This is a genomic window from Stenotrophomonas sp. BIGb0135, assembly GCF_024810105.1.
Taxonomy (GTDB): Bacteria; Pseudomonadota; Gammaproteobacteria; order Xanthomonadales; family Xanthomonadaceae; genus Stenotrophomonas; species Stenotrophomonas maltophilia_AB.
The window spans coordinates 325,672-336,976 of the sequence record NZ_JANUDX010000002.1; the positions used below are offsets into that span (position 1 = coordinate 325,672).

The window sequence follows — 11,305 nt, forward strand, 5'->3', positions numbered from 1 at the left end:
CACGACATGAGCTGGCGCCAGGGGTTGCGGCAACGGGCGGGGCAGGGCATTCCCGCGCTGCTGGAAGTGGATGCGCTGCTGCAGGCCAGTGGCGTGCTGGCGGCCTTGCCGGGGGCGCGTATCGCCCCCGGCCTGGTCCGCTTCAAGCTCGCCGAGCGCACCTGCGACGGCGTGCAGCGGCAGGGGTTGGCCTGGTTGAGCGGGGCGCGGCAGGGACGCGGCGCGGTGGCTGGCCGGGTGCCGCGTTACCGTGCATGGCAGGCCGGCAGCGCGGCGTTGCGTGAGATCGGCATCGCCGGCTTGCCTGCCGATTGGCCGGCGCATGCGTCGGTGTTCGGTTGCACCAGCGTGGACCGCCGGCACTGGCTGCTGCTGTTGCCCGCACAGGCACAGCTCTGGCTGGGCTGGAACGGCTGAGCGGCGTCGCACGCCCATGACCGATGGGACGGGGGCGCGGCGCGCCGGCTGGCTAGACTCGAGGTCTTGAACAAGCCAAGCCGAAGGGCCGGGGTGGAATGTGCTGAAGTGGGGCGTGCTGGCGGTAGCGCTGGCGATGGGTGGCAATGCAATGGCGCAGCAGCGCGAGACGGTGGACCTGGACATGGTCGGCCGCATTCGGCAGGAAGCGTTCCACCGCTCGCAGGTGATGGCCACCTTCAGCCACCTCACCGAACGGATCGGGCCACGCCTGACCAACTCCCCGGCCATGGCCGAGGCCAACCGCTGGAGTCGCGGCAAGTTCACCGAGTGGGGCCTGGTCAACGTGCACGACGAGGCGTTCGACGCATTCGGTCGCGGCTGGGAGTTCAGCAACGCCAGCGTGGAGATGCTCGGCCCGCGCGTGGCACCGCTGTACGCGCTGCCCAAGGCGTGGACGCCGGGCACCAACGGCACCGTCGAAGGCGAAGTGGTCAAGGTCGACATCAAGAAGATCGCCGACCTGGCGCAGTACAAGGGCACGCTGACCGGCAAGATCCTGTTGCTCAACGATGCACGCGATTACGCGCGCGCCAGCCAGTCCGATTCGCACCGCCATGATGATGCCGGCCTGGCCGAGCTGCAGGTGTTCGCGGTGCCCAAGGACGTGGCCGACGCCAAGGCGGACCGCGCGAAAAAGGCCAAGGAGTACCTGGAGAAGCAGGAACTCACGCGTGCCACCAACGCCTTCTTCGCCGAGCAGGGCGTGCTGGCCACGATCAGCATCAGTGGCTGGGACAACGGCATCATCCGCGTCGGCGGCGGCGGTTCGCGCAAGGCGGGCGAGCCGGTCGGCGTGCCCGAACTGGCGATGATGGCCGAGCATTACAACCCGCTGGTGCGTGCGGTCGAGCAGAAGCAGCCGGTCAAACTGCGGGTCAACGTGGAAGCCCGCTTCACCGATGCGCAGGACCAGCCCGGCTACAACACGCTGGCCGAGATCCGCGGCAGCAGCAAGGCCGACGAAATCGTCATGCTCGGCGCGCACATGGATTCCTGGCACACCGGCACCGGGGCGGCCGACAACGCCGCCGGCGTGGCGGTGATGATGGAGGCCATGCGTATTCTCAAGGCCGTGGGGGCCAAGCCGAAGCGCACGATCCGCGTGGCGCTGTGGAGTGGCGAAGAACAGGGCCTGGTGGGCTCGCAGGACCATGTGGCCAGGCACTTCGCGCGCTACCCCGAACCGACCGATCCCGCGCAGAAGCAGCTGCCGGCCTCGATGCGCGAGCCGACCGGCGCGCTGCAGCGCCAGCGCGATTACGACAAATTCTCGGTGTACTTCAACATGGACAACGGCTCGGGTCGTTTCAGGGGCATCTACGCCCAGGAGAACCTGGCCGCGGTGCCGATCTTCGAGGCGTGGCTGGCGCCGTTCCATGACGTGGGCGCGACCACCGTGGCCACCCGCAACACCGGCAGCACCGACCACATCGCCTTCGACCGGGTTGGCCTGCCGGGCTTCCAGTTCATCCAGGATCGGCTGGACTACTTCACCAACGTGCACCACAGCAACCTGGACACCTGGGACCACGCCGAGCCGGAGGACCTCAAGCAGGCCGCGGCGATCGTGGCCTCGTTCGTGTACAACGCGGCGATGCGCGATGAGAAGATGCCGCGCAAGGCGCTGCTGGCGCCCTGAGCACCGTCAGCGCGTCTGCACCGAATAGCCGCGGAGGCTCGGGTCCACCGAGATGACCGCGCGGTACAGCGCCGCGCCGCCTGCGGTGCCGCCGCTGCGTTGCCGGCGCACGGCGGCGGCGTAGATGGGCGGCTGCCCGGCGACGGTATCGGTCAGCGCGCCGGTCATCGCCTCCGCTTCGTCGGGCATCAGGGTGATGCCCAGCAGGCACAGCTGCGGCGAACAGTCGAACGCCTGCAGCTGGGAGCTGGTGGTGGCCTGGCGCAGGCGCAGCTTCAGCGCGTCCAGGTGTTCCTGGCGGCGGTGCTGCGCCGTCGCGTCGGTCGCGTAGCGTCGTTGCCAGTCGGCCACCTGGGCGTCCCACAGGGCCGGATCGTCGAGCAGGGCATCCATCGCCTCGGACCTGACGTGGCCGTCCTGGACCAGCGCGGGGGCGGCCAGCGCGGTACGCGCGCCGGCCATCGGCGCGGTGGCAGCTGCGGCGGCCACGGGGGCCGCCCTGCCACCGGCCGCCGTGTCGCGATCAGCCTGCCATTCGCCCGGTGGCGCAACGGCATTGTCGGTAGCGACCGCATTCTGCGGTGTCACATCGTGGCAGCCGGCCAGCAGCAGCGCGGTCATGACGAGGGAAAAACGGGTACGGGATAGCGGCAAGGGGCACTCCTTGTGCATAGGCAGGTCAACTCGTATCGGGCGGTCGTACTGGGCCCTCAGCGGACATCGCAGGATGCGGGGCGCCGTGCCGGCCTCGGCCCGGCCTTGCCTCCTGCTATCCGGCACGCGGCGGAGGGGGCAACCCGGAGGGCACCGTGGCCAGGCACGACAGGGACGCAGGGCGCATCAGGGGCATGGCCTGGCTCGGCGAGGAAGGTTCCGGCATGAAACCACCCGCACAGCCGCCGTAACAGTCGGATTTTTCTGATTTAGGCAGTGCAGGGCCCGGGCGGGTAAAATTGCCGGGATTCCCGCTTCGTCCTCCGAGCCTTCCATGACCTGCCGCACCCGCTTCGCCCCCAGTCCCACCGGCTACCTGCACATTGGCGGGGCCCGCACCGCGCTGTACTGCTGGCTGGAAGCCCGTCACCGTGGCGGCGAGTTCGTGCTGCGCATCGAGGATACCGACCGGGAGCGCAGCACCCAGGGCGCGATCGATGCCATCCTGGAGGCGATGGACTGGCTCGGCCTGGGCTATGACGAAGGCCCGATCTACCAGACCCAGCGCGTGGCCCGCTACCTGGAAGTGGCCGAGCAGCTGGTCGCCGACGGCAAGGCCTACTACGCCTACGAAACCCGCGAGGAACTGGACGCGATGCGCGAGGCCGCCATGGCCAAGCAGGAAAAGCCGCGCTACAACGGTGCCGCGCGTGATCTGGGCCTGCCCTACCGGGACGACCCGAACCGCGTGATCCGCTTCAAGAACCCGCTCGAGGGCACGGTGGTGTTCGACGACCTGATCAAGGGCCGCATCGAGATCGCCAACAGCGAGCTGGACGACATGGTCATCTTCCGTCCGGACGGCTTCCCCACCTACAACTTCGCGGTGGTGGTGGACGACTGGGACATGCGCATCAGCGAGGTCATCCGCGGCGACGACCACATCAACAACACCCCGCGCCAGATCAACCTGTACGAAGGCATCGGCGCCCCCGTGCCGAAGTTCGGCCACATGCCGATGATCCTGGACGAGCAGGGCGCCAAGCTGTCCAAGCGCACCGGCGCGGCCGATGTCATGCAGTACAAGGACGCCGGCTACCTGCCCGACGCGCTGCTCAGCTACCTGGCCCGGCTGGGCTGGTCGCATGGCGACCAGGAGCTGTTCAGCCGCCAGGAACTGATCGATCTGTTTGACGTAACCAACTGCAACTCCAAGGCCGCGCGCCTGGACATGGCCAAGCTGGGCTGGGTCAACCAGCACTTCCTGAAGACCGAGGCGCCGAGCAGCATCGCCCCGCACCTGGTCTACCAGCTGAACAAGCTGGGCCTGGATCTGGCCGCCGGCCCGGCGCCGGCCGACGTGGTGCTGGCGCTGCGCGACCGCGTGCAGACCCTGAAGGAAATGGCCGAGAAGGCGGTGGTCTGGTACCAGCCGCTGACCGAGTACGACGAGGCGGCGGTGGCCAAGCACTTCAAGCCGGGCGCGGAACTGGCGCTGGGCAAGGCCCGCGAGCTGTTGGGCGCCGCCGGGGAATGGACGGTGGAGAGCGTCTCGGCCGCCCTGCACGACGTCGCCACGGCGCTGGAGATCGGCATGGGCAAGGTCGCCCAGCCGCTGCGCGTGGCCATCACCGGTACCCAGGTCAGCCCGGACATCTCCCAGACCGTGTTCCTGGCCGGGCGTGAAGAGGCCTTGAAACGCATCGACGTCGCACTCACTAAAGTACCGACGGCCTGACCACAGGAGACCGCGCATGCCTGCCAAAACCGCTTGTACCGCCCCGCACCACCACGTCCACGACGCATCCGACTTCGTGAAGGTGGTGGAGCGCGTGTGCTCGGAACGCGGGCTGCGCCTGACCCCGATCCGCGCCAACGTGCTGCGGCTGATCGCCGAGGCCGGCAAGCCGGTCAAGGCCTACGAGCTGCTTGAATGGGTGCGCAACGGCAAGGGGGTCGGTGCCGATGCGCCGCCCACCGTCTACCGCGCGCTGGATTTCCTGATGGCCAACGGCTTCGTGCACAAGCTCGAATCGGTGAACGCATTCGTGGCCTGCCACCACCCCAGCAGCGCGCAGCATTCGGTGCCGTTCCTGATCTGCAACAGCTGCCACAGCGCGGTGGAGCTGGAAGACCGCGAGATCGTCAGCCAGCTGGAAAAACGCGCCAAGGAACTGGGCTTCCAGCCGCAGGCGCAGACGCTGGAAGTGCACGGCCTGTGCGCGCGCTGCGCGGGGTAAGCCGCGCTGGCGACAAGGGGCCGACCCCAGGTCGCCCCGATCCTGACGGAATGAAGCCGCGCATTGCGCGGCTTTTTCATGGGGCGCGTTGCGTGCGATGACCGCCGCCGGGGCCGAACGTGCTCGTGGAGCCACCCCGTGCGTGGCCGACCCGTGCGGATCAGGTGGCCCGGCCGCGTGCCTTCGCCATCTCGCGTCTGTTGCGCGCACTTGGCGCTGCATAGCCTGGTGCCAGGCGGCGCTGGAGGCTTTTGAGGACGATCTTCCTGGCCGACACGAGCGTCGCATCGTCCACTGCCAGCGCGTCGGCCCATGCCAGCGACGCGGCAAGCGGGGCACCGCGCAAGGCATACAGCGCCGTTGCCTTGAGGTGCGCAGGCGAGGTTGCGCTCCATGCCTTCCGCACCGTCTCGTACAGCGCGTGCTGCAGCCTATCATCGACCGGCACGCTGTCGTCGAAGGAAAGCAGGATGTTCAAGGCAGTCAGCGCCTTCCACGGCGCGGCATCGGCATCGCTCGTTCGCCAGTCGGCACGCTCGCAGCAGGCAAGCAGCGCGGCGACGGCATCGCGGCTGCGCACCTGTTCGAGCACGCCGATGGCGAAGGTGGCCATCACCGGGTCCTCCAGCAGGGGGCGTAACCCGGCTACGCCCTCGCGCGCATAGGCCGCGCAGGCCCTGGCCCAGCGCGCGAACGGCACCACGCGCGTGCCGTCGGCCAGCAGACCGTCGTCCAGCCACCCGTGCAGGACGCACACGCGTTCGATCTCGGCCGCGCCAGCGCCACCATGCTCGATGGCGAAGGCGATCAGGTGCTCCACCTCCAGCGCCCCGCCATAGGCCGCGGGCGCGCTGCCCTTGGCCGCTTTCTGCGCCAGCGCGGTGAACTTCATCGGCGCCCGGCGGCGGTGTCGCTGCCGTCCGCCGCCGTATCCACCTTCACCACCACCGACATGCCCGGGCGCAGCCGCTTGGCCAGTGGCTGGTCCGGGTCGATGGAAATACGGATCGGCAGCCGCTGCACCACTTTGGTGAAGTTGCCGCTGGCGTTGTCCGGGCGCAGCACGCTGAACTCCGAGCCGGTCGCCGGGGCGATCTGTTCGATATGGCCGTGCAGTTTTTCGCCGTCGAAGGCGTCCACCTTGAACGAGGCCGGTTGCCCGATGCGCATCTTCCAGGTCTGGCCTTCCTTGAAGTTGGCCACCACCCACAGTGTGTCCGGGACCAGGAACAACAGCTGCGAGCCGGCGGTGACGTACTGGCCCAGGCGCACCGATGCCTCGCTGACCTGGCCGTCGCGCGGGGCGTGGATGACCGTGTTGGCCAGGTCGATCCGGGCCAGTTCCAGCTGCGCCTGCGCGGTTTCCACCTTGGCTTCCAGGCTCCTGCGCGCCACCTGGGTGGAGGTGAGCGTTTCTTCCGCGATGCGGATCTGCGCCTGTGACTGCAGCACGGCGGCCTGTGCGGACTGCGCGCCGGTGCGCAGCTTGTCGCGGTCGCTGAGCGCGACCAGTTGCTGCGCCGCCAGCTCCTCGTAGCGCTTGAGCTCGGTGCGCGACCGCGCCAATTCCGACTGGCCGGCGACCAGGTTGGCCTGCGCAGCGCCGATCTGCGCGCGGTTCTGCGCCTGCGCCTGGTCGGAGTTGGCCAGCGACGCCTGGGCGCTGTCCAGGTCGGCCTGGGCCTGGGCGACCTTTTCCTTGTAGATGCGGTCGTCGATGCGCACCAGCGGCTCGCCCCGGGTCACGTGCTGGAAGTCCTTGACCAGCACCTCGGTGACGTAGCCGTTGACCTGCGGCGCCAGCACGGTGATCTGCCCGCGCACATAGGCGTTGTCGGTGCTGACCCGGGTGCTGTCGAACGGCCACAGCGACCAGGCGCGCAGGATCAGCGCGATGCCGAGCAGGGCGACCACCACCATCAGCACCACGCTGCGCGTGCTGGGCTTGAGGTACTTGGGGACGCTGGCCGGCGCCGCTGCCGCACTGGTGGCGGCCGGGGCGGCATCGGTGGGTGGGGCCGGATTGACGTTCTCCGGCGCGCTGTCGTCGCGAGGTGGCGTGGTGGGCATGGCAGGGCTCATCGGGGCGGCGCGGTGGACGGCGCCGTGGCAGGAAGGGAGGACGTGGGCGCATGGCGCTTGCGCCACTGCTTGCGCACGGCGGTGCGCACCGAGAGCAGCAGCAGCCAGCCCAGGAAGGCCAGCGCGACGGTGCCGCTCAGGCTGAACACGTCATTGAAGGCGCGCACGTTGGCCTCGCGGCGGGTGGTGAGCGCCAGCTGCGCGGTGCCTTGTGCGCTGCGCTGGACCGGGTCGGTGAGCAGCCCGGCGTACAGTTGCTGCTGTTGCTTCAGGCGCTGTGCCACCACGCCGTCGGCGGGGTCGAGCTGGCTGACCAGGGCGCTGGAATAGACCTGCTCGCGATGCAGCTGGTAGGTGCCCAGCACGGCCGAACCGGCCAGCCCGCCCAGTGTCTGGGTGATCGACAGCGTGACCAGGAACGTGATCATGTGGTCCACGCCCTGCTTCAGGGCCTGGGTGATGCCGAGCATGATCAGCGGCCCCATGAACATGCCCGCGCCGACCGAGGCGAGGAACTGGCTGGCGTAGAAATCGTGCGGTCGGTCCAGGCTGGTGCGGTGCTGGTCAAGCAGCGCCGCGCTGCCCAGCAGCAGGATGGCCATCAGCAGCTGCGCGATGATCCGCTTCGGCCCGAAGGTGAGCGAGGCAGCGGCGATGCCGGTGACCACGCCGGCCAGCACCACGCCGAACAGCGGCCGCATCTGGTCCGGCCCCATGCCGAGCTGGCGCATCAGCCCGACCACGCCATAGGACTGTTCGGTGGTCAGGAAGCGGATCAGGAACGCACCCACGATGAAGTGCAGCACCGGCAGGCTCGCCAGCCAGCGCGTCTGCAACAGCGGGTTGCGCCGGTAGTGTTCGATCACGAAGGCGGTGGTGGCCAGCGTGATGGAGGCCACCAGCGCCCAGCCCAGCCAGGGCGTGTCCAGCCACCAGCGCACGTAGCCCTGTGCGAGCACGATCACCAGCAAGGCCACGGCCGGGGCGAGCAGCGCGAAGGTGAGGAAGTCCAGCGGCTCGAAGGCCTTGATCTGCACCCCTGGCGGCAGCTTCAGCAGCACCACCGCCGCGAAGGCGCACAGCGCCAGGCCGGCCTCGAACAGGTACAGGTTGTGCCATTGGCCGGTGTCCACCAGGCCCGGGGACACCAGCCAGGCGAGCGGCACCGCCAGCTGCGAGATGCCCACGCCGATCACCAGCAGGTTGCCGGTGTAGCGGCGGGGCAACGACTGCAGCATGTACAGCGTGCCCAGCGTGCTACAGGCCGCGCCGGCGAAACCACTGGCCGCGCGGGTCAGCAGCGTGGTTTCGTAGCTGCCGACGAACAGGTGCAGCACCGCCAGCGCCGCGTACAGGCCCAGCCCGATCTCGGCGAACAGGCGGATGCCGTACTGCTGGCGGAACTTGAAGGCCAGCAGGTTGGCGGTGACGTTGACCATCGCATAGGCGGCCACCAGCCAGCTGCCCTGCGCCGGGGTGAGCCCGAGCTGGCCCTGCATGAAGGGCAGGTTGGCCGTGACCAGCGCGTTGCCGAGGCCGCCGGTGATGCCCACCAGCAACGCCACCAGCGCATACGCCACGCGCCGATGCGGCGGATGCCACGGCATCGACGCCGAACCGGGCAGGGTCGGTTTCTCGTGCTCTTCCCAGTCCGGGATGGGTTTGAGGTACTGCGGCATCAGTCCTCCGGGCGGATGGGTCCCTGCAATCCACTACGCAGCAACTGCAGGGCGCGTGCCACCAGCTTGGCGCGCTCTTCCCGGGACTTGCCACGCAACGCGGCTCCCAGCATGCCCGAGATCAGTGAAACATCCGTCGCCTGCAGATCCGGACGGCACAGGCCGGCGCTGATCGCGCGCTGGATCGGGGCGTCCAGCAGGGCCCAGATGGTCTGCCGGGCGGCCTTGATGGCCGGGTCGTCCGGGTCCACCGCGCGCCAGTAGTCCGACAGCGCCGGCGACTGCACGATGCGGGCGGCCATGCCCTCCAGCACCTCGAACAGCGCGTCGTCGCGTTCGCCCAGGGCGGTCACCTGCCGCTGGATGCGGGCCACGGTGCGTTGCAATAGCGCTTCCACCAGTGCCGTGCGATCCGGGAAATTGCGGTACAGCGTGGCGCGGCCAACCTGTGCGCGTTCGACCACCAGGTCGAGCGGGGCGGTGACGCCGTGTTGGCCGAACACCGCATCGGCGGCGTCCAGGATGAGAGCGCGGCGGGCTGCCGCATCGGCACGTTGGGAAGTCATGGGACATGATCGGACAATCATGTCCGTGAGGAAAGTGCCGTGCGCGTCCGCACCGGCCATCGGTCGGCGGCGGCTGGGGAACATCAACGCGCGGTGAAATCAACCGCGGGCGGCGACCCCATGGCAGCTGTAACGCGCCTCGCGGATGGGCAGGTTGACCAGTGCGGCGATGGCGGCCAGCGCGATGTCGGCGTACCACATCCACAGGTAGTTGCCCGACTGCGCCAGCGCCACCCCGCCCAGCCAGGCGCCGAAGAAGCCACCGAGCTGGTGCGAGAGCAGGGTAAGGCCGAACAGCGTGCCGAGGTAGCGCGGGCCGAACAGCTTGCCGACCAGGCCGGCGGTGGGCGGCACGGTGGCCAGCCAGGTGAACCCGAGCGCGGCGGAGAACACGTAGAAGGTGAGCGGAGTGGGCGGTGCGACGAGGTAGACGCCGATCATGAGCGCGCGGCTGGCGTACATCCAGAACAGCAGGTACTTCATGCGGTAGCGCTGGCCAAGCGCGCCGACGATGAGGCTGCCGGCGATGTTGAACAGGCCGATCAGCGCGATCGAGGTGGAGGCGACGGTGGGGGAGAGGTTGCACAGCGCGATTTCGCCGGGCAGGTGGGTGACCAGGAAGGCGATGTGCAGGCCGCAGGTGAAGAAGCCCAGGTGCAGGCACCAGTAGCTGCGGTCGCGCAGGGCCGCGCGCAGCTGCGCCCGCAGCCCACCGTCATCGCCGGCCTGCGCGGCCGCGGCGTGATCCCCGGCCTGACGCCGCAGCGGCCAGGCCAGCGGCAACGAGAGCAGGGTGATGGCGGCCATGGTGGACATGGCGCGTGCCCAGCCGGCGCTGCTGATGATCCATTGCACCAGCGGGGCGAACACGAACTGGCCGAGCGAGCCACCGGCGTTGATCAGCCCAGCGGCGAAGGAACGCTTCTCGGCGGGCAGGCGGTGGGCGGTGGCGCCGATCAGCACCGAGAAACTGCCGGCACCGGCGCCTGCGGCCATCAGCAGGCCGAGACTGGCGCTGAGGCCGAGCGGGCTGGTGAGGTAAGGCGCGAGCAGCAGCCCGACGGCCAGCAGGACGCCGCCGAACAGCAGGACCGGAAGCGCGCCGCGCTGGTCGGCCACGGCACCGAACACCGGCTGCACCGCGCCCCAGACGAACTGACCGATGGCCAGGGCGAAGCTGATCTCGACGATGCTGACGCCGGTGCTGCGGTGGATGGGCTCCAGGTACAGGCCGGAGGTCTGGCGCACGCCCATGGTGACCATGAGGATGGCGGAGGCGGCGACGAGCAGGCCCCAATGCATGCGCGGGGCGGGCGGTGCGGCGGGCAGGGCGGTCATGCGGGTTCTCCGGCGGGGAGGGCGTGGTCGAGCTGGTCGAGGAGGGCGTTGAGGCGTGCGGTGGGGGCAGGGCCGAAGGTGGCCTCCACGGCGTCCTGCGCGCGCCGCCACAACGGGCGTGCCCGGCGCAGCACGGCCTTGCCGGCAGGCGTGATGGCAATCAGGCGTTGGCGCGCATCGTCGCCACGCGTGGCCTCCAGCCATCCGGCGGCGAGCAGGGGCTTGAGGTTGCGGGTAAGGGTGGTGCGGTCCATGCCGAGTGCATCGGCAAGTTCACCGAGCTGGCGTGGCTGCGGGGCGCGGCGAAGGATGGAATAGGCGTTGAGGCTGAGCCCGGCCGGCGCGAGGTGGGCGTCGTAGAGCTGCGAGAGCTGGCGCGAGGCACGGCGCAGGCGGAAGCAGGTGCAGGGGCTGGCGCTGAGCGGGTCCATGGCGGGCCGGCCGGATGGGATGGCCGATCATACGTGTATATGCACGCAAGTGGTCAAGGCAGCGTCGGTGGGCCGGGCGCTGGGCCACCATGGCCCTCAGAAAAAGCCGGTGTTCCCGCCCCTTTGTTTTGCCCAGGGGCCTGCCGGCCGCCACCGGGCTTGACTTGCGGCGCGACAGATCCGATCGGAGGCGCTC

Annotated in this window: 11 protein-coding genes; 4 read left to right on the forward strand and 7 right to left on the reverse strand. The window is 69.4% G+C overall.

Features of this window, described 5'->3' with window-relative positions; all coding sequences use genetic code 11:
* Window positions 1-6 precede the first annotated feature (6 nt).
* The gene (locus M2421_RS05900) at window positions 7-417 is read left to right on the forward strand and encodes a hypothetical protein (protein WP_259203966.1); all 411 of its coding nucleotides are present in this window, start codon (window positions 7-9) and stop codon (window positions 415-417) included.
* Window positions 418-517: 100 nt separating this feature from the next.
* The gene (locus M2421_RS05905) at window positions 518-2,119 is read left to right on the forward strand and encodes a M20/M25/M40 family metallo-hydrolase (protein ID WP_259203967.1); all 1,602 of its coding nucleotides are present in this window, start codon (window positions 518-520) and stop codon (window positions 2,117-2,119) included.
* A 6-nt stretch (window positions 2,120-2,125) separates the two neighbouring features.
* Here the strand turns inward: M2421_RS05905 and M2421_RS05910 are convergent, their stop codons facing one another.
* Window positions 2,126-2,773: a hypothetical protein gene (locus M2421_RS05910; RefSeq protein WP_259203968.1), complete on the reverse strand. Its 648-nt coding sequence runs from the start codon at window positions 2,771-2,773 to the stop codon at window positions 2,126-2,128.
* 334 nt (window positions 2,774-3,107) lie between these two features.
* On the opposite strand from M2421_RS05910, the gene gltX reads away from it, so the two are divergent.
* Together gltX and M2421_RS05920 are read left to right on the forward strand one after the other, a co-directional pair.
* Entirely contained in the window at window positions 3,108-4,511 is a 1,404-nt protein-coding gene (gene gltX, locus M2421_RS05915) for a glutamate--tRNA ligase (protein WP_259203969.1), read from the forward strand.
* 16 nt (window positions 4,512-4,527) lie between these two features.
* Complete coding sequence (locus M2421_RS05920) at window positions 4,528-5,013, forward strand: Fur family transcriptional regulator (protein WP_259203970.1); 486 nt, start codon at window positions 4,528-4,530, stop codon at window positions 5,011-5,013.
* Window positions 5,014-5,173: 160 nt separating this feature from the next.
* Here the strand turns inward: M2421_RS05920 and M2421_RS05925 are convergent, their stop codons facing one another.
* The 6 genes from M2421_RS05925 to M2421_RS05950 all read right to left on the reverse strand — a co-directional run bounded on the left by M2421_RS05925 (window position 5,174) and on the right by M2421_RS05950 (window position 11,109).
* Window positions 5,174-5,905 (reverse strand): hypothetical protein, encoded by a 732-nt coding sequence (locus M2421_RS05925; RefSeq protein ID WP_259203971.1) that lies wholly within the window; start codon window positions 5,903-5,905, stop codon window positions 5,174-5,176.
* Complete coding sequence (locus tag M2421_RS05930; RefSeq protein ID WP_259203974.1) at window positions 5,902-7,083, reverse strand: HlyD family secretion protein; 1,182 nt, start codon at window positions 7,081-7,083, stop codon at window positions 5,902-5,904. Before M2421_RS05930 ends, M2421_RS05925 begins: the two co-directional genes overlap by 4 nt.
* 8 nt (window positions 7,084-7,091) lie before the next feature.
* Entirely contained in the window at window positions 7,092-8,777 is a 1,686-nt protein-coding gene (locus M2421_RS05935; RefSeq protein WP_310439543.1) for an MFS transporter, read from the reverse strand.
* Entirely contained in the window at window positions 8,774-9,340 is a 567-nt protein-coding gene (locus M2421_RS05940) for a TetR/AcrR family transcriptional regulator (protein WP_259203977.1), read from the reverse strand. The genes M2421_RS05935 and M2421_RS05940 overlap by 4 nt, the downstream gene beginning before the upstream one ends.
* A 99-nt stretch (window positions 9,341-9,439) precedes the next feature.
* Window positions 9,440-10,678, reverse strand: coding sequence for an MFS transporter (locus tag M2421_RS05945; protein WP_259203979.1), 1,239 nt, complete (start codon window positions 10,676-10,678; stop codon window positions 9,440-9,442).
* Window positions 10,675-11,109 carry a MarR family winged helix-turn-helix transcriptional regulator gene (locus tag M2421_RS05950; RefSeq protein WP_259203980.1) on the reverse strand — a complete coding sequence of 145 codons (435 nt, stop codon included), beginning with the start codon at window positions 11,107-11,109 and terminating at the stop codon, window positions 10,675-10,677. The genes M2421_RS05945 and M2421_RS05950 overlap by 4 nt, the downstream gene beginning before the upstream one ends.
* Window positions 11,110-11,305 lie beyond the last annotated feature (196 nt).

Coding starts and splice junctions, on each gene's coding strand:
- M2421_RS05900 (WP_259203966.1), top strand. CDS start 7: ATGAGCTGGCGCCAGGGGTTGCGGCAACGGGCGGGGCAGGGCATTCCC.
- gltX (WP_259203969.1), top strand. CDS start 3,108: ATGACCTGCCGCACCCGCTTCGCCCCCAGTCCCACCGGCTACCTGCAC.
- M2421_RS05920 (WP_259203970.1), top strand. CDS start 4,528: ATGCCTGCCAAAACCGCTTGTACCGCCCCGCACCACCACGTCCACGAC.
- M2421_RS05925 (WP_259203971.1), bottom strand. CDS start 5,905: ATGAAGTTCACCGCGCTGGCGCAGAAAGCGGCCAAGGGCAGCGCGCCC.
- M2421_RS05930 (WP_259203974.1), bottom strand. CDS start 7,083: ATGCCCACCACGCCACCTCGCGACGACAGCGCGCCGGAGAACGTCAAT.
- M2421_RS05940 (WP_259203977.1), bottom strand. CDS start 9,340: ATGACTTCCCAACGTGCCGATGCGGCAGCCCGCCGCGCTCTCATCCTG.
- M2421_RS05945 (WP_259203979.1), bottom strand. CDS start 10,678: ATGACCGCCCTGCCCGCCGCACCGCCCGCCCCGCGCATGCATTGGGGC.
- M2421_RS05950 (WP_259203980.1), bottom strand. CDS start 11,109: ATGGACCCGCTCAGCGCCAGCCCCTGCACCTGCTTCCGCCTGCGCCGT.